A 23640-nucleotide genomic window follows, 5' to 3' on the forward strand; every position below is an offset into this window, starting at 1 on the left:
CCTTACGGTTCACACGCCACCAGAGCGTGCAATTCGTCGATGTTGAACGGCTTGGCGAGTATCGCCACGCCCAGCCGCCGCGCGCGTTCGAGTTCGTCGGCATAGCCGGTCATCAAGGCGATCTTCTGTGACGGCCACGCGCTGCGCACCTTCTCCGCGAGGTCGATACCGTTGAGCTTGCCCGGCATCTGGATGTCGGACAGCACGAGCTCGAAGCGCGCGCCGCCGGTCAGCACATCGAGCGCCTGGTCGGCGGTCGGTTCATGGCGCACCTCGCAGCCGAAGGTCTCCAGCACCGCCGCCACGCCCGCCGCGACATCTTCGTTGTCTTCCACCAGCAGCACGACGCCGCTCGGCGCAGGCACCGGCGCTTGCACCGTCTCGGCTTGCACCACGGACGCCTTCTGGCGTTCGCGATATCGCGGCAAATACAACCTGACCGTCGTACCGCTGCCCGGCACGCTGTCGATCTTCGCCGTGCCGCCCGCCTGTTCGCACATGGAAAGCACCTGCGCGAGGCCGAGGCCCGTGCCCGAACCGCGCAGCTTGGTGGTGAAGAGCGGCTCGAAGGCGCGCCGCGCGACGGCCTCGGGCATGCCCTCGCCGTCGTCGGAACAGGCGATCAGCACGTATTCGCCGTCGGGCAGCAAGGTATCGCTGCCGACCAGCCGGTTGTTCTGGCAGCGAATCACGAAGCGTCCGCCACGCGGCATCGCGTCGCGCGCGTTCACGGCCAGGTTCATGATCGCGAATTCGAGGTCGGTCGGATCGGCCAGCACCTGCCAGACCTTATCGACCATGTTCAACGCCAGCTCGACGTTGTCGCCGAGCGCAGCGTCGATCAGCGGGGCGGCGCCGGGCATCCACGTGGCGAGATCGAGCGGCTGCTGTTTGAGCGGCTGCTTGCGCGCCACGCTCAGGAGGCGCCGCGTGAGCGATTCGGCGGTGGCGGTGGCGCGCTCCACCGCCAGCACTTCCTTCTCCACATTGTTAAAGCGCTTGAGCCGCGCGAGCTCCGTGTTGGCGGCGACCACCATCAGCAGATTGTTGAAATCGTGCGCGACGTTGGCGACGAGATTGCCGAGCGCGCCCATGCGCTGCAGTTGCCGGCTCGAGGCTTCGGCTGACAGACGCATCGCCACTTCGCCCTGCCAACGTTCCCACGCGCGGCGCTCGCCTTCCAGTTGGCGCAGCGAGTAGAACACCAGCAGCCAGATGGCGATGCAGGGCACGGCCGTGAGTGCCGCGATCATGATGAAGTGCCTCCGCCATGCTTCGCCGATCGACGACGTCGCGTAGGCGCTCATCACATAGAGCGGATAGTCGCCGACACGGCGAAACGCCAGCAGGCGCTCCACACCATCTACCGTGGAATTCAGACGGACGTGGCCGGACAGCTGTTTGTCACGCAACGCCTGAGTGAACTTGCTCCGCGGGCTGGGCTTCGCGCCCGCCGGCCACGGCGGATAGCGCACCAGCAAATTGCCGTCCTGCCGGTACAGGCCCAGCGCCAGCGACGAATCGCCGTTGGTCAGTTCACGATAGAAGCGCGAGAAGTACTCGTTGCGCAGCGCCACCGTGACCACGCCGAGGAACTGGCCGTCGGCGCCCGAACGGCCCGTCGCGGTGGTGAACACATCGGTCTGCGAGAGTGGGCCGAACATCGGCAACGAAAAATACGGATGCGGGCGCATCGCTCTCGCGCTCGTGAAATCCTCGCGCTGCGCGATCGACATGACGGGCGCGGGAAACGTGCGGCTCGATACCAGCAGATCGCCATTCGCGCCAAGCAGATAGATCGACGCGACCTGCGAAAAGTCGCCGCCGATGCCGCGCAGACGGTCGTGCAACATCGCTTCGCGCGCGCGAATCTGCGCGTCGTTGTCATTGCCGAGCAGTTCCACGATGCGCGAGGACATCTGCTGGTTCAGGTCCAGCACCTTGACGGCCTGTTCCTCGGCGACGCGCGCGAGGCGGTCGATCATGTCGTTCGAATCGGCGATCCGGCGCTGGTAATCGAAATAGCCGTAGCCGGCAAGGCAGATCAGAGGAAAGACGACCGAAACGGCGAGGACGATCAGCAGCATGCGCCGCGTCGCCGCGAAATTGCGCGACGGCATGGGGAAATCGACTGCGGCACGTTCCGCACGCTGCACGGTCACGATCTCCATGAAAAGGTCAATTCAGATCAGGGACGCCACGGCACGGCATGCTCGGAGCATGTTCGTGCGCTATTTCCTTTTCCGGAATTTACCGCACTTCGGCCGTTCTCCAAAGCGTGACGGGCGACGAAACAGCGCTCGTGCAGGCGCGCGCATTCGGGCACATGAATTGCTGAACCATTGGCGTTCGGCGGCCTGTAAGGCGTGTTGCACCGCGGCGTGCTGATGCGGGTCGCGCGCCGCCTGCGCTGCCATTGCTCATGCCACCATCCGCGAGGAACCGGCCATGCCCACGACTGCCCGATGCGTCGCTCAGCTCTCGCAATTGCGAACCGACCGCGCTGAACGTGTCGTGGTGAACGACGAAAAGATCCTGCTGGTGCGCGACGGCGATACCGTGCATGCCTATTCCGCCGATTGCCCGCACGCCGGCGCGCCACTCGAAGAAGGTGCGCTATGCCACGGCCGGATCATCTGCCCGTGGCACAAAGGGACGTTCGACGTCGCCACCGGCCACGTGCTCGAACCGCCCGCGCTGGTCGCGCTCGACCGCTATCCCGTGGTCGTGACAGGCGACGACGTGATGGTCACGCCGGAAAAACTCCCCCAGCCGACGCGCAATGCCAGCGCGAAAGAACCGCATTACGTGGTGATCGGTGCGGGCGCGGCAGGCGCAGCCGCTTGCGCCACGCTGCGCGAATGTGACTTTGGCGGCCGTATCACGCTCGTGGGCGATGAGCCGCATGCGCCGTACGACCGCACTTCGCTGAGTAAATTTGTCCCGTCTGGTGAAATGGCGCCTGCCGATGTGCCGCCGCTACTCGCGCCGGACTGGCTCGAGCGGCACGATGTCGAGCGGATTGTCGGCAAGGTCGCGCGGCTCGATGTGCCCGCCCGCACGATTCATTTCGAAAGCGGCGGCGAACTGACTTACGACACCGCCTTGCTCGCCACGGGCAGCGTGCCGAAGCTTCCACCGACTCCCGGTGTGGAACTCGGCGGCGTGCACGTGCTGCGCAGTCTCGACGATGCCGCCGCGCTCGTCGACGCCATCGGCGACGATGCCGGTCAAACCCAGGTCGTCATTCTCGGCAGCAGCTTCATCGGACTCGAAACGGCTTCCTCCCTGCGCAAACGTGGCACGCAAGTGACCGTGATTTCGCCGGAGAAAGTGCCGTTCGCGAGGCAGTTCGGTGAGCGCGCGGGCGCCATGTTCCGCACGCTTCACGAGCGCAATGGCGTGGTGTTCCATTTCGAAGCAAAGGTCGCGTCCCTCGAAGGCGAAGAAGGCAACGTGCATCAGGTGATGCTCGAAAACGGCGAGCATATCGCCGCCGACATCGTGCTGTTAGGCACGGGCGTCGCACCGGCCACCGGTTTTATCGAAGGACTGCCGCTGCAAAAAGACGGCGGCGTGCTCGTCAACGCGGGCATGCAAGCCGCGCCTGGTCTCTATGCAGCGGGCGATATCGCCGTGTTTCCGTTGCATGAAGATCAGGAACCGTTGCGCATCGAACATTGGCGCGTCGCGCAGCAGCATGCGCGCATTGCCGCGCAAAACATGTGCGGCGCGCGGCATCGCTACGCCGGTGTGCCTTATTTCTGGACCTATCACTTCGGCAAGAACTTCGAATATCTCGGCCATGCGAGCGAGTGGGACGAGATCGTGACCGACGGCGAACTCGATAAGCAGCAATTCGTCTCGCTGTACGTGAAGAACGACATGGTGGTCGCTGTGCTCGCCTGCGAACGCGAAGCGCAGACCGCGCGCCTGATCGATGCGATGAGAGGCGGCGTGTCGCGCGCGGATGCAATGGCAATCGTCGGCGGCGCATCGTGCGCCACGAAATGAACACCCGTAACCTGAAGGAGAAACGCGATGACAGAACACAAGGAAAAGCACCCGCACTCGAACAAGAGCGAAAAGCAGATCGACAAGCAGGTCGAGGATAGCTTTCCCGCGAGCGATCCGCCTTCCACCGGCGGCACCACGAAGATCGTCCCCGACAAGGACGCCGCTTCGAAAGACAAGTCGGCCGCAAAGAAACCGGCCAGGCATTAGGCCTTGCTGACCGAACGTGAACCGCCCGACGCGCTGCCGACGGGCGGTTTTCTCCACTTCTGCAACTGCAACCCCTCTGACCGACACTCGCGACCCTCATCACCTTCGCTTTGATGACGTGTCAAGGCGGGTGACGTGCAGGGATTCGTGGCACGCTAGCTATTGACCACGAGCGGCAGTTCTTCCTCGGTCTGGGTTCTCGCCGTCTCGACACGCCGGCAAGCAGCGACGATTTCCTGCAATGAGGTGGCGTAACATTCCGCACCCATCGCGCTTTGCAGATCCGCGCTCCACTTCTCCGTATCTTCCGCCGCCCACAGTCCGACCACGATCGACACCTTCGGCAATCGCGCGCGAATGCGCCTGACCAGATAACGCAAATGCGATGGGATGCCGTCGATCTGCAAGTAAAGAATGCAGACGATGCCGACATCGTCCGCGTCGAGTTGATCGATCGACGCGCGCGATGCGGCCTCATGCGGCAACGCGCGTGACGTAAAGCCGTGCTTGCCGAGCAACTGCAACAGGATCGTTGTCGCTAATGCGTCGAGTGGACCGCGGCCGGGAATGCACAGCACACGGTTGCTGGCTGCGAGCGGCGACGGGTCTGTTGCACGTTCTTCTTTCGAATTGCCTGGAGAAACGAGCCGCGTATTCGCGGGTTGAGCTTGTGCATCGTCGGATGTCCCGGACGCTGAAGAAGGTGCCAACGGTCCCGCCGCGCTCCAGTTTTGTTCCGCCGCGGACGTGACCGGCTCGCGGTCGTCGTAGCCGTCGAGGCCGTCCACGAGGTCGTTCGTCGTCGCCTCGATGCGTGCAAGCTGGGTTGCCGTGACGCTGCCGCGCTCGACGTCGTTGGCCGCGAGCTGCAAGCCCTTGATCGCAACCTCATCGTAGTACGCGGACAATGAGCGCTCACGCAGCAGCACTTCGGCTTGCTCGATCGCCTCGTCCGGGTCGCCCGCCAACGCACGCTGGTAGAAGTTTTCGATGGGCGTGAGCGCCGGCTGGTCGCCCAGCAGCACATCGAGAAATTCCAGGCGCCGCACATGCCGGCCGAGCACGAGCAGGCAAAGCGTCAACGGCGTCGACAGAATCAGTCCTATCGGCCCCCAGATCCAGCTCCAGAAAATCGCCGCCACCACCACCGAAAATGGCGAGAGCCCCGTGCTGCGTCCATACAGCAGCGGCTCGACGATCTGCCCCACCAGCAACTCCACAGTGGCGAATAGCGCCAGCGACCAGATCGCCATCGCCCACCCCGGACTCACGGCGGCGGCGAGCGCGGTGGCCAAGGTCGCCGAGATCCAGATGCCGACGTAAGGCACGAGCCGCAGCAACGCCGCGAGAATGCCCCATAGAATCGGACTCGGCACACCGATCATAAAAAGCCCCGTGCCGATCACCACGCCGACGCCCGCATTCAGACCGAGTTGCGACACGAAGTAACGGCTCAGACGGCGTGCGGCTTCATCCATCACCGTGGTCGTGCGGTGCAGATCGCGCGAGCCGAACAGACGGATTGCGCGGTCGCGCAGATCGTCGCGTTGCAGCAGGATCACCACCATCACGACGAAAACGATAAACGCCGTTTCGAGCGGGCTGATAGCCGGCGACAGCACGCGTCTCGCGAGTTCGAACGGCGTCGGCACCGGCTCGCGCACTTCGACGGGCACGGCGGCGGGTTCACTGGCCGTGGTGTGCGCGCTGCCGCGAGACGCCGGGCCAGCCTGCGGTGCCGGTTGCGGCGGCTCGACGGTCGCGCGTTGCAGCGCCTGACCTGCCGCGCTGGCAAACCGGTTTAGTTTGCCGATGGTCAGGCTGTGCGCCGTTTCCATCTTCTGCTCGATGGTCGCCTGATAGCGTGGCATGCCGGCCGCGAGATCGGTCAGTTGCGTGGCGATCACCGCGCCGAGCATCCCGATCACCGACACCGAGATCACCACCGCGGCGAACACGGACGCCACGTGACCGAGCCGCAAACGCGTCAGCGCATCGGCGAGCGGCGCGACGAGAAAGCTGAGCAGGATGGCGAGCGTAATCGGAATCAGCACGGCGCTCGCAAAGTAAAGACAAGCGACCACCGTGACGCCCACCGCAAGCGCGATCAGGCTGTCCAGGCCGAAGGCCGTGGCGGGCGCTTGAATGCGGGCGGCCGGCCTCACGCCGCGCGGTTGGGGTATGTCCTTCATTTGCGCGAATCTGTCCGGTTACGTTCGGTTGCCGTTCTTGTGTCTTGTGAGGCGTGACAATCTTGTTGGCCAATGCCGGTCAATAGGACTATCGGACCGTCGTCGAAGTCCCATTGCGATAGCGCACTTACTTCAAAGGCTCGTCAGCGATCGGGCCACTTTCTACCGGCGGTGCTTCCTTTTCTATCTCGGCGCGTGCCTGGTCCCAGTACTCGTCAGGCGTGCCTTTCGGATCGTCTGCCTGCTCCCACAGGTAATAAGCGCGCATGCGGATCTGTTCCTCTACAGAGGTTTGTTCCTGTTCCATTTGATCACCTCGGTTAAACCTGGCGTGGGCCGATGTCGGCTGCGCTGCGCGTCCGCCGCAAAAAGAGCGGCATGGCGCGCAGTCCCTTGCAATCGAGCAAGCGCTATACCCGGCAGCGCAAGCTCGACGGCGTTTTACGCCTTGGTGTGTCAGGCTTAGGCGGAGGGTTCGCTTTCGTCGGTAGTGAGCTGCTCTTCGAGGCGGTCGAAAACACGCTGCGTCGCGCGGTTCGGTGCGTCGAGCGCGAACAGCAACAACGAGCGTGCCGTCACCTGATACGCGTCGCCGGCACTGAAGAGCGGCAACTCGGAGCGCACCGGCATGTTGGTATCGAGCAGGCAGGTCCACTGGTCGCCCTCGGGAATATCGGGCAACGTGAAGTTGACGACATCGTGATGCGCATTCAGCACCAGCAGCAGGGTCGCATCCGAGGCCGGACGGCGAATGCCGCTCGCCTGCGCGCGGCCGTCGATCACGAGGCCGAAGCAGCGCATCGACGGATCGTCCCACTGCTCCTGCGAGAGATCCGTGCCGTCCGGCGAGAGCCAACGTGCGTCAGTCACGTCCAGCGCCTCGTTGTATTCACCGATGATAAAGCGGCCACGCCGCAATACCGGCAGACGGTGGCGCAACGTGGTCAGATTCTTGACGAATTCGATGAGCGCACGGCCGTCGTCGTCGATGGCCTCCCAATCGACCCAACTGATCTCGTTGTCCTGGCAATAGGCGTTGTTATTGCCCTTCTGCGTGCGGCCGAATTCGTCGCCCGCGAGAATCATCGGCGTGCCTTGCGAGAGCAGCAGCGTGGCGAGCAGATTGCGTTTCTGGCGCTCGCGCTGCTGACGAATCTCCGCGTCGTCGGTCGGACCTTCCACGCCCATGTTCCAGGACTTGTTGTCCGAGTGGCCGTCGTTGTTGTCCTCGCCGTTGGCGTCGTTGTGTTTGTCGTTGTACGAGACCAGATCGTTGAGCGTGAAGCCGTCGTGCGCGGCGATGAAGTTCACGCTCGCCCACGGGCGGCGGCCACGATGATTGAACCTGTCGCCCGAACCGGTGAGACGCGTGGCGAGATCGGCGACCTTGCCTTCGTCGCCCTTCCAGTATTCGCGCACCGTGTCGCGAAAGCGGTCGTTCCACTCGGCCCAGCCGGGCGGAAAGCCGCCGACCTGATAGCCACCGGGGCCGCAGTCCCACGGCTCGGCCACCAGCCGCACGCTCGAGAGCACCGGGTCCTGCCGGCAACTGTCGAGGAAACCGCCGCCTTCGTCGAAACCATGCAATTCGCGCCCGAGAATCGTGGCGAGGTCGAAACGGAAACCGTCCACCTTCATTTCCGTCACCCAGTAACGCAGGCTGTCGGTCACCATTTGCAGCACGCGCGGATGCGACAGGTTCAGCGTGTTGCCGGTGCCGGTATCGTTGATGTAATAGCGCGGCTCGTCGGGCATCAACCGATAGTACGACGCGTTGTCGATGCCTTTGAACGAGATCGTCGGGCCACGTTCGTTGCCTTCGGCAGTGTGGTTGTAGACCACGTCGAGAATGACTTCGAGATTGTTGTTGTGAAAACGGTCCACCATCTCCTTGAACTCGCCCACTGAATCAATCGACGACGCGAAGAAGCGCGGATCGGCGGCGAAGAAGCCGATCGTGTTGTAGCCCCAGTAGTTGGTGAGGCCCTTGTCGAGCAGATAGCTGTCGTTGACGAAGGTCTGGATCGGCATCAGTTCAACCGACGTCACGCCCAGGTTTCTGATGTAGTCGAGCACGACCTGCTGACCGAGCCCAGCAAAAGTACCGCGCAAATTTTCCGGTACTTCCGGATGTTGTTTGGTAAATCCGCGCACATGGGTTTCATAAAAAATCACGCGCTCCCACGGCAGCGCGTTGCGTTCGGGATGACTCCACGAAAAATTGGCGTCGACCACCTTGCACTTGGGCACGAAGGGCGCGCTGTCGCGCTCGTCGAACGACAAGTCGCCCTCTTCGGAATCCAGCGTATAGCCGAAGATTTCCGGCGCCCATTTGAGTTCGCCGATATGCGCCTTCGCATACGGATCGAGCAGCAGCTTGTTCGGATTGAAACGATGGCCCTTTTCCGGTTCATAGGGGCCGTGCACGCGATAGCCGTAAACCGCGCCCGGCTTGAGGTTCGGCACGTACACGTGCCACACCTCGTCGGTGTATTCCGGCAGTTCGATGCGTTCGATTTCGTTTGCGCCGGTTTCATCGAACAGACACAGTTCGACCTTGGTGGCGTGCGCCGAGAACAGCGCGAAGTTGACACCGCTTCCGTTCCATGTCGCGCCAAGCGGAAAAGGCGTGCCTTCCGAGATGCGCGTCGAGTAGTTGGCCTGGGATGACATAGTGGGTCCTGTGGAAGCAAGAGGCGCTGACGCGCGTGTTTTAGCGTAGGCAGAGGATCCGTCGATGCAGGGATTTCCGTCCGCATGGAATGCATCATCGGAACATCAAACAGCAAGCCCGTTGATTTAGCAAGTTCCGGACCTGAGAGGATTGACGTAGGTATTGGCGCTGCGCGGCACAACTTTTGCAGCAAGCAAGGTGAAAGCTGACTCAATGAAGCGGCGCGGTACAAGAAGCGCCGGACATGTCATCAGGGAGAACAATCACCATGCAACGAATACAGCTCAATTCACTGGCCGCCACCGCCCTGCTCCTCGCCACGCTCGCGTCGTACGGTAATGCGTACGCTCAGGGCGCGCCTCAGGCGATTACGGAAAAACGGACGGACGTGGTGCAACTCGCAAGCGGCTACCGCGCGTCGAAGTTGAGCGGCGCCGATGTCTATAACAAGAACAAGGACACTATCGGCACACTGGACGATCTGATCGTCTCGCCAAGCGGAGACCGCAGCACGTACGCGATCCTGTCGGTAGGCGGATTCCTCGGCATGGGCAAACATCTGGTCGCCGTGCCGTTCAACGACCTGCAGATCAATAACCGGCGTGTGGTGCTGCCTGAAGCCACGAAAAAGTCGCTCGAGGCGCTGCCTGAGTTCAAGTACGCGCCGGACTAAGCGCGGGTCTCTGGTCCGGTCGACCGGTTGCAAGGGACTGCCCTTGCAGACCGGTTAGTTGCGCTGATATCTGTAACAGGTCAACGGCCCGTCACGGCGATATATTCAATTAACCTAAATAATCTGAGTGCCCCTTGACACTCTGCATCTGCTTCAATCTGCGGCGAATTCCATAGCTGCCGCATGGTGAATTTCTTTCAAAGCGCACGCAGCCTTTACGGCGGTCCCGCCGCATGCAGCGCCGCAGCCGATTCGAGCACACGCAACAGACGCTCGGGCGTCAACGGCTTCGCGCAATGCGCATCGAAACCGGCGGCCTTGGCACGTGCCCGGTCGTCGCGCGAGGCGAATGCGGTGCACGCCACCAGCAACATATGCGAAGTCGAAGGATGGGCGCGCAGGCGGCGAGCCAGTTCCAGGCCATCCAGGCCCGGCATCTTGATGTCCAGCACCACCGCAAACGGCTGCCATTCATGGGCCATCGCGCAGACGGCAAAGGGATCCTCAAGCGCGCGGCACTCGAAGCCGTCAGCAGTCAGCAACATCTGCAATGCCTCGGCCGCTTCCCGGTAATCGTCCACCACGAGGACGCGCCGGTGCGACGCCATCGCATACTGGATAGGTCGCCACACTACGACGTCTTCGTTATCGTCCATCCGGTCGTCGAACGTCACCATCTTCTCCTTGGCTTTTTCCGTGCGCCACTCGCGGGCACTTCGGAACACGCGCGCAAGATTCGCTCCCGACGCGCAGACAAAGCTCATCGTTCTCCAGACGATGGTTTCTGTTCGCGTCGCACCGCGCTTGCAGCGCCGCAGCGTACGCCTTACCTCACCATAGCTCACGCAATAAAACGCCGCTGGCTGATTTAGGTGCGTTGAGGCATTGAGAACGGACGTTCACGCATCGGCGAGACGCACTCGCGTCGTGCAGGCCGCCCTTGCCGCGTGCGCTGGATGGCACGCCTTGAGGCTATCATCGATAACGCAGGAATCCTGTCGAGAAAAACCCGGCACCCTTTTAGGGATTTGTACTCAGCGGGTTATCCCGCACGATCATCGATGAAGCCCTTGAGCATGGCCAGCGTATCGGCGTCGTCGATATGTTTGTCGGTGCGCCAGCGCAGCATGCGCGGAAAGCGCACCGCCACGCCGGATTTATGACGCGGACTTGCCTGAATGCCCTCGAAGCCGATTTCGAATACCAGGGTGGGGGTCACACTGCGCACGGGGCCGAACTTTTCGATCGTGGTCTTGCGAACGATGGCATCCACCTGACGCATCTCTTCGTCGGTTAGTCCGGAATAAGCCTTCGCGAACGGCACCAGCGTACGCACGCCGTTCGCTTCGTCCCACACCGCGAAGGTGAAATCGGTGTAGAGACTGGCACGGCGGCCGTGGCCGCGTTGCGCATAAAGCAGCACGGCATCGACTGCATACGGATCGATCTTCCATTTCCACCATGTGCCAGATGCCTTGGTGCGGCCCACGCCATACATCGATTCGCGTTGCTTGACCATCAGCCCTTCCACACCGCGTGATCGGCTCTCGTCGCGTAACGCCGCGAGCGCCTTCCAGTCCGCGGCGCGCACTAGCGGCGACACACGCAGCAGATCGCGCGCGAGCGTGCCGTCGATGGAAATGGCCAGCGCATCCAGTTGCGACCGCCGCTCGGCGAGCGGCGTCATGCGCAGATCCTTGCCGTGCGCTTCGAGCAGATCGTAGGCAAGCAGCGTGGCGGGCGAATCGGCGAGGATTTTTTTAGTCAGCGTTTTACGGGCAATCCGTGGTTGCAGGCGCGCGAACGGCAAGGGCGCCATCGCGCCCGGCTCCCACGCGAGAATCTCTCCGTCGATCACGCAACCGTCCGGCAACGCTTCGCCTAAAGCCGCCACCTCGGGGAATCGATCCGTGATCAGATCCTCACCGCGTGACCACAACCAGACACGTCCACCACGTTTGACAAGTTGCGCGCGAATGCCGTCCCACTTCCATTCGATCTGCCACTGCGACGGATCGCCTAGCGTCGCCGGATCGGCCTGCAATGGATGCGCGAGAAAGAACGGATACGGCAGGCCGAGATCGCTCTCCTGCGGGTGATCGCCGGACTGCGTCTCGTCACCTGTCGCTTCGGGTGCGATCAATCGCAGATAGCGCGCGGCATCGGGCTTCTGTTGAGAGTCGGTCCAACCGACCATGCGTTGCGCGATCCGTTTATGATCGACGCCCGCTACTTCCGCCAGCGCCCTCACCACCAGTTGCCGCGCGACGCCGACCCGAAACCCGCCGCCGATCAGTTTGGTCAGCAAAAAACGGCCGCCCCAGTCGAGTTCGTCCCAGTAGCCGATCAAACGCGTGCGCAACTCTTCCGGCGCGACGCCACGCAAAGTCAGCACGCGTTGCTCGATCCATTGCGTGAGGCCCAATTCGGAACTGCGTTGCGCGGGCGGCAGGATATGGGCGATGGTTTCGGCCAGGTCGCCCACCGCGTGATAGGACTCCTCGAATAACCACGCGGGCAAACCGGCCCGCTCGCGGGCAATCTCCGTCAGTAGACGCGTCGGCACCGACTGGCGCGGTTTACCGCCGGCGAGAAAATACGAGGCCCACGCCGCATCTTCCGGCTCGGCCACGGCGAAGTAGCTCGTGAGCGCTTCGAGTTTGTCGTGCGTGGACGTGGTCGCGTCGAGCGCGGTGTAGAGGGCGGCGAAGCGTTTCATGCGCGGCTCGACGGGTCGGCGGCGTTGGCCGTGTCGTCAGTGGCGGCGTCTTGCTCGGCGGCCTCATGGAACTCGTGTGGCACGCTACCCGTCGTGGCTGTTTCATCCGCGCCCGCGGCGTCGGCCTCGACGGTATCGTCGCCATATTGTGTTTCAAACGCGCCGGCCTCGAGCCCTTGCTCACGCAACCAGCGCACCATCGGCTCGACTGAGCCATGCGTGACGATCACACGTTCAGCGCCCGTCGCCTGAATGGCCGTTTGCAGGCTGGGCCAATCGGCGTGATCCGACAGCACGAAGCCACGGTCGACGCCACGCCTGCGGCGCGCGCCACGCAGACGCATCCAGCCCGACGCGAACGCGTCGCTATAGTCGCCGAAGCGCTTGAGCCATGCGCTGCCCTGCGCGGACGGCGGCGCCACGATCAACGCCTGTCGGAATGCCGCCTTGTCCTTGAGCGGGATCTCGCTCACGAGACGCACCGGCGGCAAGCGCACGCCGGCCTCCCGATACGCGCGATTGAGCGGCTCCACGGCGCCGTGACAGAAAATCGGCCCAATGCCGGCATCGACGCTCGCCAGCACGCGCTGCGCCTTGCCGAACGAATAGCAGAACAGCACCGATGCGCGTCCTGCGGCCGCGTTATGACGCCACCACGAATCGACACCGTCGAACACGGTTTGCGGCGGGTCCCATCGATAGATCGGCAGGCCGAAAGTCGATTCGGTTATGAAGGTATTGCAGCGCACCGGTTCGAAGGCATCGCAGGTCGGGTCGGGGTCGAGCTTGTAGTCGCCCGATGCCACCCATACGCGCCCGCGGTGTTCGATCCGCAGTTGCGCCGAGCCGAGTACATGCCCAGCGGGATGCAGCGACACCGTCGTGCCGTTGAGATCGAGGCGCTCGCCGTACGCCAGGGTTTGCAGTGATATGCCGGGCAAACGCGACAGCAGCACGGTCGCCCCCGCTTGCGACGTGAGATAGTGCCGATGCCCGAAGCGCGCGTGATCGGAATGCGCGTGCGTAATCACCGCACGTTCCACGGGGCGCCACGGATCGATATAGAAGTCGCCGGGCGGGCAATACAACCCCTCGGGCCGTGCCACCACCAGGTCCGCGAAATCTGCTTCGTCAGAGGCTATAGTCAATGGCGGTTCCGATGGAAAAAATGGCACGTCGTGTCTGCGAGTGATAGATGTCTATATGACAATCGCCGTTTTCATACGTGTTGAAGCATGTCGACGCGACGTCGATACAGCCGCCAAGCAAACTGCATTCCTGGCGCGCATTGGCGCACCGGCGTGACAGCAAGAAACGGCAACGCCAGCGTGGCTGCATTCTTGCTTAAGTATGCATGAGCAACAAGGCAAGCGCGTCGGCAAAACCGGCATTCCGGCAGGCCAGCCACGCGCGCTGTGAGGTCACATGCAATCCATCATCGACGACCACGCGTTATATGTGGCGAAACATCCCGGTACATTCGCGCTGCAAACCTTGAAGGCATTTCGCGCCAACCAGGGCTTGCTGCTCGCGGGCGCGGTCGCGTATTACGCGTTGCTTTCGATCGTGCCGCTCATGATCCTGATCGTGATCGCCCTGTCGCGCTTCGTGCCCCAACATACTTTGCTCGCGGCGCTCGCGCATCTATTGCAATGGCTGGTGCCGGGCCAGTCAAATGCGCTGGTGCGCGAACTGGCCAATTTTCTCGCACATCGCGCGGTGATCGGCTGGGTCTTGTTGCTGACGATGATCTTCTTCAGTTCGCTGGCCTTCACCGTGCTCGAAAACGCGATGTCGCTGATTTTCGTCCACCGCGTGGTGGTAAGGCGGCGTCACTTCCTGCTCTCGGCGATGCTGCCGTATTGCTACATTCTGTGTCTCGGCGTCGGCCTGCTGATCGTCACCTTCGTGTCGAGCGGCCTCGAGGCGATCGGCGCCGAAGGCATCGAACTATTCGGCCTGCATGTTTCGTTGCAGGGACTCTCGCGCGTCGTGCTGTATCTGCTCGGCCTCGCGGGCGAGGTGTTCGTGCTGACCTCGATCTATATGGTGATGCCGGTCGGGCGCCCTTCGCTCAAACATGCGCTGTTCGGCGGCGTGGTCGCCGCGGTGCTATGGGAGATTACGCGGCACGTGCTGGTCTGGTATTTCGCGACTCTCTCGCAGGTGAGCCTGGTGTACGGATCGCTGACAATGGCCATCGTGATCCTGTTCAGCCTGGAGTGGCTGGCGACCCTGCTGCTGCTGGGAGCCCAGGTGATTTCGCAATACGAACGATTCGGAAGCGAGCCGCTTCAGGCGCCGCAACCGGAAATCAAGACCGATTGAGCCTCGCCGCGATGCGCCCTACGCCTCGGGCAACATGGCGAATGGCAAGACTGGGGTAACATTCTCCTGAATACCGGCCGGGGCGCACGCCTGGCGTAACCGCCTCCACCCGGCAGGCTTCAGGACCCGACAATGAGCATCACCCTACGCAACAACATACAGATTTCCGGCAACGGCAAGCGGACCATGGTGCTGGCGCACGGCTTCGGTTGCGATCAAACCATGTGGCGCTACCTCGCACCGTCGTTTCATGACGAATACCGGACCGTGCTGTTCGATCACGTCGGCAGCGGCTCGTCGGATCTGAGCGCCTACGACATCGACAAGTACGACTCGCTGTACGGCTACGCCAGCGACCTGATCGAGATCATCCGCGAAGTCGCCGAGGGTCCGGTGGTGTTCGTCGGCCACTCCGTCAGCGCGATGATCGGCCTGATCGCGAGTCTCAAGGCGCCGCAACTCTTCTCCGCGCTCATCATGGTGGGCCCCTCGCCCTGTTATGTGAACGACGGCGACTACGTCGGCGGCTTCTCGCGCGACGATATCGAAGACCTGCTGCGCACCCTCGAAAGCAACTACCTCGGCTGGTCGAGCACGATGGCGCCGGCCATCATGGGCGCGCCGGAGCAGCCGGAGCTCGGCGTCGAACTGACCAACAGTTTCTGCCGCACCGACCCCGAGATCGCGCGGCAATTCGCGCGCGTCACGTTTCTCTCCGACCATCGCGCGATACTGTCGCGCGCCACCACGCCCACGCTGATTCTGCAATGTAGCGACGACATCATCGCGCCGTGCGCGGTCGGCGAATATCTGCACCGCATGATGCCTGGCAGCACGCTGCATCTCATCGAGAACGTCGGCCATTGTCCACACCTCAGCTCACCGAGCGCAAGCGCGGACGCGATGAACGCCTTTCTCGGGCCGATGAGCCTGTAGCACGATGCAAAGCACGGACCGCCCGCTGCCCTCAGCCGACGCACTATTCGAGCACGCCGCCTGCGGCCTGCTCGTCACCGATGCCAACGGACGCATCCTGCGCGTGAACGCGACCTTCTGCGGCTGGCTCGGCTATGAGACCGCGGAGCTTGCCGGGGCGAAGCAAATCCAGGATCTGCTGAGCGCCGGCGGCAAGGTGTTCTATCAGACGCATTGGGCGCCGCTGCTGCAAATGCAGGGTTCGGTGGCCGAGGTCAAGCTGAACATGATGCATCGCGACGGCCACATGGTGCCGATGCTGCTCAACGCGGTGCGCCGCCGTCATGGCGACGTGACTTACCTCGAAGTGGCGGTGCTGATCGTCGCCGACCGCCATAAGTACGAGCAGGAGCTGCTGCTCGCACGGCGCAATGCCGAGGCGTCCGTGGCCGCGCATCAGTTCGCGCAGCGGGAGTTGCAGGAAAGCCGCGACGTGTTGAGTCTCGCCATGCGCGGCGCGCGCATGGGCGCGTGGTCGCACGAACCGAATTCGGGCAAGTTCTGGTGGAGCCGCGAACTGGAAGCGCTCGCGGGCTATGCCGAAGGCCGCTTCGCCAGCACGCCCGGCGGCTTTTTCGAACTGATTCATCCGGGCGATCTGGTTGCGCTGAACGAGGCAGTGGACCATGCGGTGGAAGCCGGTGACGACTACGTCGCCGAATTCCGCTTTCTGCATGCGAGCGGCGACTGGTGCTGGATGGAAGGCCGCGGGCGCGCCACGTATGACCGCCACGGCGAGCCGCTGATGATCTACGGCCTCGGCATCGACATTACCGAACGCAAGGAAGCGCAGACGGTCCTGCTACGCCAGGCCGCGATCTTCGAGCACCTGAGCGATGCGATCGTGATCACCGACCTGCGCGGCAATATCACCGACTTCAACGTGGGCGGCGAGCGCATGCTGGGTTATCGCATGCGCGAGATTCTCGGCAAACCGGTCGCGCTTTTCCTGCCGCCGGAAGAAGCGCTGAGCATCCGCCGGGTAGCGCTCGCGGCGCTCGCCGCCGAAGGCACGTGGCGCGGCGAGTTGCCGTTCGTGCGGCGCGACGGTTCGCGCGGCGTGTGCGAAACCGTGGTCAAGCCGCTCGCGAACGCGCGCGGCGATATTTACGGCGCGGTCAGCATCAACCGTGACATTACCGAGCGACGGCGCGCCGAGCAGCAACTCACGCGGCTGAATCTCGAACTCTCGAAGGCCGATCGCCGCAAGGACGAGTTTCTCGCCACGCTCGCGCACGAACTGCGCAATCCGCTGGCGCCGATGCGCAACGTGCTCGAGATTCTGCGTCTCAAGGAATTCGCCGATCCACAATTGAACTGGTCGCGCGACGTGTTCGACCGGCAACTGCAACATATGACACATCTGGTCGACGATCTGCTGGAAGTCTCGCGCATCACTCAGGGCAAGCTCGAGTTGCGCAAGCAACGTCTCGAACTGGCGCGCGCAATGCAATCGGCCATGGAAGCGGCGCGGCCGACCGTGCAGGCCTCGTCGCATCATCTGAGCGTGACGCTGCCACGCGAACCGCTTTATCTGGTTGCCGATCCCACGCGCCTGTCGCAGATGATCCTGAATCTGCTGAACAACGCCGCCAAGTACACGCCGCCTGGCGGCAGCATTTCGCTCGCTGCGGAACGCGAGGGCGATGAAGCGGTAATCGTCGTGCGCGATTCCGGCATCGGTATTCCGGGCGAGCATCTGGACAGCGTGTTCGAAATGTTCTCGCAACTCGCGCCCGCGTTGGACCGCTCGCAAGGCGGCCTCGCCATCGGCCTCGCACTGGTGCGCGGCCTCGCGGAACTGCATGGCGGCACGGTCGCGGCCTTCAGCGACGGCCCCGGCAAAGGCAGCGAGTTCGTGATCCGCCTGCCGCTGACCAAATCCGCTTCGTTGCCGTCCGACAGTGCGCCGACCGAGACGCCGCACGCGGCGGGTTTGCGCGTCGTGATCGTCGACGATAATGCGGACGCCGCCGACAGTCTCGCGATGGTGCTCGAACTCGAAGGCCACGAAGTGCGCACGGCCGGCGACGGCATCGCCGGTCTTGAACTGATCGGCGCGTTCGCGCCGCAGGCGGTGATTCTCGACATCGGCTTGCCGCTTCTGAACGGCTATGAAGTGGCGCGGCGCATTCGCCACGATTACCAGGACGCCGGCATTGTCCTGATCGCCGTGACCGGCTGGGGCCAGCAGCAGGACAAGCAGACGGCCGTGGCCGCCGGCTTCGACCATCACTTCACGAAGCCGGTCGATCCGGGCGAGTTGCAACGGGTGTTGAGCCGGCAGCGGGTATGAGCGCGCCTTGTTAAACTGACGCGATTTCCGCCCGCCGCCCCTTTATGCCCATCGACACCGCTGCCGCATTCGCCGCCATCTCTTGCGAAACCGTTTCGCCACGCACCGGCAAGCTTGCTCATGCTTGACGGCGCTCAAGTCACACGCACCTTGGCCGCGCGTGGCATCGCGCCCGATGCGAGCCAGCGCGAAGCGATCGGCGCGCTCGTTGCACTGCTCGGCGCGAATGGCCGGCGCGCGCGGTCCAACTCGCCAGCGGCGCATCGAGGCGTGTATTGCCACGGCCTGCCGGGGCGCGGCAAGAGCCTCGTGGTCGACACGGTGTTCGAGTTGGCGACCTGCCGCAAGCGGCGTCTGCACTTTCACGAATTTCTGCGTGAGATGAACCGGCGGCTCGTGAGCGAGCCGCGCGGCGACGACCGCCTCGGCTCGGTCTCGCGGCAATGGCTCGACGGTGTCGAGTTGCTGTGCTTCGACGAATTCCACGTACACGATATCGCCGACGCGTTCCTGATGGGCCGCTTTCTCGATACCGCAATCGGTCTCGGCACACACATCGTGCTCACCTCGAACTACGCGCCGGATGGCCTGCTATCCGACCCGGAGTTTCACGAGCGCTTTCTGCCGACCATCGAACAGATCAAACACTGCTTCACCGTGATTCATTTCGACGGCGCGCGCGACTACCGTTTCGGCGGTGAAGAAGCACAAGTGCCGCATTTCTTCGCGCCGCTCGATGCCGCCAATCGTGAAACCATGCGCCAGATTTTCGTGCGTTATGAAGGCAGCGAAACGCTGGATCCGGTTACGGTGAGCGCGGCCGGCCGCCCGCTTGCCGCACGCGCGGCGGGCGCGGCATTACTGTGGGCGGACTTCGAGAATCTGTGCATGGCGAGCCGCTCGCATCTCGACTATCTGGATCTCGCCGAGCAATGGCACGGTCTGATTCTCGACAATCTGCGCACCGAATGGCTGAGCCAATCCCACCCGCTACAACGGCTGATCTGGCTGGTCGATATTCTCTACGACCGCAAGCGTGCGCTGTTCATCGCCTCGGACGAACCGATCGAAGCGGCGCTCAGCGGCCTGGAAGGCGCGCACGATCTGTCGCGCACGCTGAGCCGGCTCGCCGAAATGCAATCGCGCGCTTATCGCAACACGCTCGACGGGATGGACGAGGACTCGGCGGACACGCCGGCAGATGCAATGGACGGTTCCTCTTAAGCTGCCGGGCAGCTACTTACGTGCGTATTCTGCAAATCTTGCAAAACAATCGCAAATCCTGCGCACCCTCTTTGAATCGCCATCGTCGAGAGAAAACCCCGCTATTCATAGGATGAAACGGCGGATGGCGCCTGCGCGCCGCCATTCGGGAATAGGACCTGCTACCGCCGTTGCGGGCCCATTCTTCAGCGGATAGCGTTCCGCTCTTCCCGTCCTCATGATCAGAACCGCTTCTGTCGCCGCGGCATTGTGCGCGGCCTGCGTCACTTCCGCCTGCGTCCACATCGGACCATCCCGCCTCAAAGCCGATCAGGTCGACTATGCGCGCGCCCTCGGCGATGCGAAGAAACGCGAGATTCTCGCCGCCGTGGTCGGGTTGCGTTACGGCGACGCGCCCGCGTTCCTGACGGTCAGCAGCATCATCGCCGCCTATACGTTCGATGCCACCGCGGGCGCCACGGCCAACGTCGGCTCGGGCAGCCAGCCGAATTACGCGCTCGCAACGGGCAGCGCTTCGTATTCGAATCACCCGACCTTCACCTTCACGCCGACCACAGGCGAAGCCTTCGCGTCAGCGTACATCCGCCCGCTTGCGCCGTCGCTGGTGTTGCCGCTTGCCGAAGGCGGCATTCCGATCGATCTGCTGTTGCGCATCACCGCGCAATCGGTGGGCGGCTTGCAGAACGGCAATGCGCTCGGCGGCGAAAACAGCGCGGGTGCGCCGGGTTTCTTCGAGTTACTGCAAGCGCTGCGACGTCTGCAACTGGCCGGCGAACTGAACGTCGAGTCGCGCCAGGCGGACGGCAAAAGCGGGGCGATGGGCGTGTATCTGGTGATGGGCGCAACCACCAGCGGCGAGTCGCCGGCCACGGCGGCCGATCTTGCCCGCGTGCGCAAACTGCTGCATCTGTCGTCGAATACGCGGACCTATGAGATTGTCTACGGGCCGTCGTCGGCATCGCAAAAGGGCGACAAGATACCGATGGTGACGCGCTCGGTGCTCGGCATCCTTTCCGACCTCGGCGCCCAGGTGCAGGTGCCGGTCGAGCGGATCACCGATGGCTCGACCAAGCCGACCGTCGGCCTGATCGGCGGCGAGACCAGGCCGACCATCATCGTGCACTCCGGCAAAACACCGCCTGAGAATGCCTACGTGATGATCGCGTATGGACCGTCGACGTATTGGGTCGATCGCAACGACTTCGATTCGAAATATGCCTTTACGGTCGTGCAGAATCTGATGGCGCTGGCCGAAGCCGATACGAGCAGCAAGGCGCCGGTGGTGACGATTCCGGCGAATTGATCGCGCGATAGCGGCGGCGGCCCGCGAGTTCGCGGCGGCGGATAAAAAAGCCGGCGGCTCTTATCAAGCCACCGGCTCTTTCCCGCGGCGGACCTATCCGTGCCTTACTCCTGACTGCGCTTGGACTGCACTCGCGCGATCTGCTGCTTCGCCGCTTCGTACACACGCTCCGGCGTGAAGCCGAACTTCTTCTTCAGATCGGCGAGCGGCGCGGACGCGCCGAACGTATGCATCACCACCTGCGCGCCGAGACGGCCCACATAGCGGTCCCAGCCGAGCGAGGCAGCCTGTTCGACAGCGACACGCGCGTCGACGTCCGGTGGCAGCACCGAGTCCTGATACGCCTCGTCCTGGCGCTCGAAGATGTCCCACGACGGCATCGACACCACGCGCGCCGCGATCCCCTCGCCCTTGAGCTTCTCGTACGCGTCGACGCAGATCGAGAGTTCGCTACCCGTCGCCATCAGGATCACTTGCGGCTTCTGTCCATCGGGCGCATCGGCGAGTACATAAGCGCCCTTCTGCGTGCCGCTGGCGGCGGCATAGCGGCTGCGGTCCAACGTGGGCAGCGCCTGACGCGACACGACGATGCACGACGGCCGCCGCGGATCCGACAGCGCCACCCGCCAAACCTCGGCGACTTCGTTGGCATCGCCCGGACGCAGCACGGTGAGCCCCGGCACGCCGCGCAGCGAGGCCAGTTGCTCGATCGGCTGATGGGTCGGGCCGTCTTCGCCCACGCCGATCGAATCGTGCGTGAACACGAAGATGGACGGCACTTCCATGATCGCCGAGAGGCGGATCGGCGGCTTCATGTAGTCGCTGAAGATCAGGAACGTGGAGCCGAACGGCCGCAGATTCGACAGCGCGAGGCCGTTCACCGCCGCACCCATTGCGTGTTCGCGGATGCCGAAGTGCAGATTGCAGCCGCCGTAGCTATCGTGCTCGAAGCTGCCCGCGCCTTCGAATTTCAGGTTGGTTTTGGTGGACGGCGAGAGATCCGCCGCGCCGCCGATCATCCACGGCACGCGCGCGGCAATCGCGTTGAGCACCTTGCCCGACGAATCGCGTGACGCGACGCCCTTCGGATCCGCGTCGAATGTGGGGATGTCGCTGTCCCAGCCCGCCGGCAGTTCGTGCGCTTCCATCTGCGCGAATTCACGCGCGAGCTCCGGGTACTTTTTGGTGTACGCGTCGTACTGCGCCTGCCATTGCTCGCGTGCCGCCTTGCCGCGCGCGCCGATGCCCGCCGCGAAGCGCTCGTGCACGCCGTCCGGCACATAGAAGAACTTGTCCTCCGGCCAGCCGTACGCCTTCTTGGTGAGCGCCACTTCTTCGACGCCGAGCGCTTCGCCATGCGCCGACGAAGTGTCCTGCTTATGCGGCGAGCCCCAGCCGATGATGCTGTGCACCACGATCAGCGTCGGCCTGTCGGTGATGCTTTTCGCTTCGACTAAAGCGGCTTCGAGCGCGGCGGCGTCGTTGGCGTCGTTCACACGCAGCGTATGCCAGTTGTAACCGTGGAACCGGCTTTCCACGTCGTCGCTGTATGCGAGGTCGGTATGACCCTCGATCGTCACGCGGTTGCTGTCGTAGATCCAGATCAGATTGGACAGCTTCAGATGCCCGGCGAGCGAAGCCGCCTCGTGCGAGATGCCCTCCATCATGTCGCCGTCGCCGCACAGCGCGTAGACGCGATGGTCGAAGAGCGGCGCATCCGGCTTGTTGAAGTGGCTCTCGCACCAGCGCCCCGCCATCGCCATGCCGACGCTGTTGCCGAGCCCCTGGCCGAGCGGCCCGGTGGTGGTCTCGACGCCGGTGGTCATGCGGTACTCGGGGTGCCCCGGCGTGTTGCTGTCGATCTGGCGGAAATGCTCTATGTCGTTGAGGGAAACGGCGGGCGCGCCGGTCGGTTTGCCCTCCTCGTCCACCGCCTTCACGTTGGCCAGATGCAGCAGCGAATACAGCAGCATCGACGCATGTCCCACCGAGAGCACGAAGCGATCGCGGTTCGGCCACAACGGCTCGTCCGGGTCGTAACGAAGATGGTTTTGCCACAGATGATAGGCAACGGGTGCCAGTGCCATCGGCGTGCCGGGGTGACCAGAATTGGCCTTTTGCACAGCGTCCATCGACAGCGTGCGGATCGTATTGATGCACAGCTGATCGAGGGCGGGATCGTTTTGCATGGGACACTCCTTGTTCGGCGGTTGAAGAGAAAGCCGGGACGCTCTGTTTCGGCGCACCCGGCGAACCGTGTTACGTGGAAGAACGCATGAGGAACCGCTGCGAGGCTCAACGATGATGCGCCGATGCGCGCAAATCTGCACGGAGCGTTACACGCGGCATCAGATGGGTTCGCTGCGGGGAGCGGATCTTTCGGAGGGCTTGGGACGCGAGCCCGTTCCGATCGGGGCGGACAAGGGGGAAGAAACGGCGTGCGCCAGCATCAAGCCGCGCGCAGCCAGTGCTCGACTAGTGGACCATGTTTGCCGTCGATCGGATCCAGCGGCGGAAAAGGCAACGCCTCCATGGCCGCGAGTTCGTCCGGCGTGAGCGCCTCGCGGCGGATGTCCCACTGCTGGCCTTCCGGATAGCCGGCCACGACCCGAAAATGCCGGGCGAACGATTGCAGGCAATGGCCAGTCCCGGCCGGCAGCAGGATCGCGTCGCCGGCGGATAGCGTCACCACCTTGCCGCCCGGTCCGCCGATGATCACTTGCGCGGAGCCGTCCGTCACGCCGAGTATTTCGTGCGCGGTGGCGTGGAAATGGTGGTAGTCGAAAATGCCGTCGCGCCACTGCGGCGGCCACGCATTGCGTTCGAAGAGAATTTCGAACGCGGCCGCCAGATCGCCGCTATCCGGCATGAGGGCGCGCCTGTAAATCACGACCGGCAATGTGCGGTTGTTCGGCACCCAGTCGTGCGGCTTGAGCATGAAGGCCTCGTACTCGGTCTTGGCGGCGTCGAATCCATGCTTTGAATCGTTGAACATGGTTTGCTCCTTTGCGTCCTGAAGATCGCTGTGCTCC

Annotated in this window: 17 protein-coding genes; 8 read left to right on the plus strand and 9 right to left on the minus strand. The window is 63.4% G+C overall.

Going from position 1 to position 23640, the window contains the following annotated elements; translation table 11 throughout:
- Positions 1-2: 2 nt before the first annotated feature.
- A complete protein-coding gene (locus B0G74_RS23420; RefSeq protein WP_132377255.1) occupies positions 3-2171 on the minus strand; it encodes a hybrid sensor histidine kinase/response regulator in 2169 nt (722 codons plus the stop codon).
- Positions 2172-2448: 277 nt separating this feature from the next.
- Here B0G74_RS23420 and B0G74_RS23425 point away from each other — a divergent pair, with 277 nt between their 5' ends.
- Together B0G74_RS23425 and B0G74_RS23430 are read left to right on the plus strand one after the other, a co-directional pair.
- A complete protein-coding gene (locus B0G74_RS23425; RefSeq protein WP_132377256.1) occupies positions 2449-4014 on the plus strand; it encodes an FAD-dependent oxidoreductase in 1566 nt (521 codons plus the stop codon).
- A 27-nt stretch (positions 4015-4041) separates the two neighbouring features.
- Positions 4042-4224: a hypothetical protein gene (locus B0G74_RS23430; protein WP_132377257.1), complete on the plus strand. Its 183-nt coding sequence runs from the start codon at positions 4042-4044 to the stop codon at positions 4222-4224.
- 155 nt (positions 4225-4379) lie between these two features.
- Here the strand turns inward: B0G74_RS23430 and B0G74_RS23435 are convergent, their stop codons facing one another.
- The 3 genes from B0G74_RS23435 to glgX form a co-directional block, all read right to left on the minus strand.
- The gene (locus B0G74_RS23435) at positions 4380-6416 is read right to left on the minus strand and encodes an AI-2E family transporter (protein ID WP_132377258.1); all 2037 of its coding nucleotides are present in this window, start codon (positions 6414-6416) and stop codon (positions 4380-4382) included.
- Between the two features lie 127 nt (positions 6417-6543).
- Positions 6544-6723, minus strand: coding sequence for a DUF2934 domain-containing protein (locus tag B0G74_RS23440; RefSeq protein ID WP_132377259.1), 180 nt, complete (start codon positions 6721-6723; stop codon positions 6544-6546).
- Positions 6724-6878: 155 nt separating this feature from the next.
- Positions 6879-9089: a glycogen debranching protein GlgX gene (gene glgX / locus B0G74_RS23445; RefSeq protein WP_132377260.1), complete on the minus strand. Its 2211-nt coding sequence runs from the start codon at positions 9087-9089 to the stop codon at positions 6879-6881.
- A 269-nt stretch (positions 9090-9358) separates the two neighbouring features.
- On the opposite strand from glgX, the gene B0G74_RS23450 reads away from it, so the two are divergent.
- Positions 9359-9763, plus strand: a complete 405-nt coding sequence (locus tag B0G74_RS23450; protein ID WP_132377261.1) for a PRC-barrel domain-containing protein — start codon at positions 9359-9361, stop codon at positions 9761-9763.
- Between the two features lie 215 nt (positions 9764-9978).
- Here the strand turns inward: B0G74_RS23450 and B0G74_RS23455 are convergent, their stop codons facing one another.
- From B0G74_RS23455 to B0G74_RS23465, 3 genes are all read right to left on the minus strand, one after another.
- On the minus strand, positions 9979-10440 hold the full coding sequence (locus tag B0G74_RS23455; protein WP_132379310.1) for a response regulator: 462 nt from the start codon (positions 10438-10440) through the stop codon (positions 9979-9981).
- A 365-nt stretch (positions 10441-10805) separates the two neighbouring features.
- Positions 10806-12482 (minus strand): ATP-dependent DNA ligase, encoded by a 1677-nt coding sequence (locus B0G74_RS23460; protein ID WP_132377262.1) that lies wholly within the window; start codon positions 12480-12482, stop codon positions 10806-10808.
- The gene (locus tag B0G74_RS23465) at positions 12479-13630 is read right to left on the minus strand and encodes a ligase-associated DNA damage response exonuclease (protein ID WP_132377263.1); all 1152 of its coding nucleotides are present in this window, start codon (positions 13628-13630) and stop codon (positions 12479-12481) included. Before B0G74_RS23465 ends, B0G74_RS23460 begins: the two co-directional genes overlap by 4 nt.
- Positions 13631-13907: 277 nt before the next feature.
- Here B0G74_RS23465 and B0G74_RS23470 point away from each other — a divergent pair, with 277 nt between their 5' ends.
- The 5 genes from B0G74_RS23470 to B0G74_RS23490 all read left to right on the plus strand — a co-directional run bounded on the left by B0G74_RS23470 (position 13908) and on the right by B0G74_RS23490 (position 20608).
- The gene (locus B0G74_RS23470; protein WP_132377264.1) at positions 13908-14810 is read left to right on the plus strand and encodes a YihY/virulence factor BrkB family protein; all 903 of its coding nucleotides are present in this window, start codon (positions 13908-13910) and stop codon (positions 14808-14810) included.
- A gap of 132 nt (positions 14811-14942) precedes the next feature.
- Positions 14943-15746, plus strand: a complete 804-nt coding sequence (locus B0G74_RS23475) for an alpha/beta hydrolase (RefSeq protein ID WP_132377265.1) — start codon at positions 14943-14945, stop codon at positions 15744-15746.
- Between the two features lie 4 nt (positions 15747-15750).
- Positions 15751-18081, plus strand: a complete 2331-nt coding sequence (locus B0G74_RS23480; protein WP_132377266.1) for a PAS domain S-box protein — start codon at positions 15751-15753, stop codon at positions 18079-18081.
- Between the two features lie 120 nt (positions 18082-18201).
- Positions 18202-19305 carry a cell division protein ZapE gene (zapE, locus tag B0G74_RS23485; RefSeq protein WP_132377267.1) on the plus strand — a complete coding sequence of 368 codons (1104 nt, stop codon included), beginning with the start codon at positions 18202-18204 and terminating at the stop codon, positions 19303-19305.
- 217 nt (positions 19306-19522) lie between these two features.
- A complete protein-coding gene (locus B0G74_RS23490; RefSeq protein WP_132377268.1) occupies positions 19523-20608 on the plus strand; it encodes a hypothetical protein in 1086 nt (361 codons plus the stop codon).
- Between the two features lie 104 nt (positions 20609-20712).
- Here the strand turns inward: B0G74_RS23490 and tkt are convergent, their stop codons facing one another.
- Together tkt and B0G74_RS23500 are read right to left on the minus strand one after the other, a co-directional pair.
- Entirely contained in the window at positions 20713-22797 is a 2085-nt protein-coding gene (tkt, locus tag B0G74_RS23495; protein ID WP_132377269.1) for a transketolase, read from the minus strand.
- A 260-nt stretch (positions 22798-23057) separates the two neighbouring features.
- On the minus strand, positions 23058-23603 hold the full coding sequence (locus B0G74_RS23500) for a cupin domain-containing protein (RefSeq protein ID WP_132377270.1): 546 nt from the start codon (positions 23601-23603) through the stop codon (positions 23058-23060).
- Positions 23604-23640: the final 37 nt, after the last annotated feature.

It is taken from the genome of Paraburkholderia sp. BL9I2N2 (genome assembly GCF_004339745.1).
In the GTDB taxonomy this organism is placed as follows: Bacteria; Pseudomonadota; Gammaproteobacteria; order Burkholderiales; family Burkholderiaceae; genus Paraburkholderia.

Bases quoted from the DNA above. Each gene is read 5' to 3' on its own strand.
- B0G74_RS23420 (WP_132377255.1), bottom strand. From the start codon at position 2,171: ATGGAGATCGTGACCGTGCAGCGTGCGGAACGTGCCGCAGTCGATTTC.
- B0G74_RS23425 (WP_132377256.1), top strand. From the start codon at position 2,449: ATGCCCACGACTGCCCGATGCGTCGCTCAGCTCTCGCAATTGCGAACC.
- B0G74_RS23430 (WP_132377257.1), top strand. From the start codon at position 4,042: ATGACAGAACACAAGGAAAAGCACCCGCACTCGAACAAGAGCGAAAAG.
- B0G74_RS23435 (WP_132377258.1), bottom strand. From the start codon at position 6,416: ATGAAGGACATACCCCAACCGCGCGGCGTGAGGCCGGCCGCCCGCATT.
- B0G74_RS23440 (WP_132377259.1), bottom strand. From the start codon at position 6,723: ATGGAACAGGAACAAACCTCTGTAGAGGAACAGATCCGCATGCGCGCT.
- glgX (WP_132377260.1), bottom strand. From the start codon at position 9,089: ATGTCATCCCAGGCCAACTACTCGACGCGCATCTCGGAAGGCACGCCT.
- B0G74_RS23450 (WP_132377261.1), top strand. From the start codon at position 9,359: ATGCAACGAATACAGCTCAATTCACTGGCCGCCACCGCCCTGCTCCTC.
- B0G74_RS23455 (WP_132379310.1), bottom strand. From the start codon at position 10,440: ATGGTGACGTTCGACGACCGGATGGACGATAACGAAGACGTCGTAGTG.
- B0G74_RS23460 (WP_132377262.1), bottom strand. From the start codon at position 12,482: ATGAAACGCTTCGCCGCCCTCTACACCGCGCTCGACGCGACCACGTCC.
- B0G74_RS23470 (WP_132377264.1), top strand. From the start codon at position 13,908: ATGCAATCCATCATCGACGACCACGCGTTATATGTGGCGAAACATCCC.
- B0G74_RS23475 (WP_132377265.1), top strand. From the start codon at position 14,943: ATGAGCATCACCCTACGCAACAACATACAGATTTCCGGCAACGGCAAG.
- B0G74_RS23480 (WP_132377266.1), top strand. From the start codon at position 15,751: ATGCAAAGCACGGACCGCCCGCTGCCCTCAGCCGACGCACTATTCGAG.
- zapE (WP_132377267.1), top strand. From the start codon at position 18,202: ATGCTTGACGGCGCTCAAGTCACACGCACCTTGGCCGCGCGTGGCATC.
- B0G74_RS23490 (WP_132377268.1), top strand. From the start codon at position 19,523: ATGATCAGAACCGCTTCTGTCGCCGCGGCATTGTGCGCGGCCTGCGTC.
- tkt (WP_132377269.1), bottom strand. From the start codon at position 22,797: ATGCAAAACGATCCCGCCCTCGATCAGCTGTGCATCAATACGATCCGC.
- B0G74_RS23500 (WP_132377270.1), bottom strand. From the start codon at position 23,603: ATGTTCAACGATTCAAAGCATGGATTCGACGCCGCCAAGACCGAGTAC.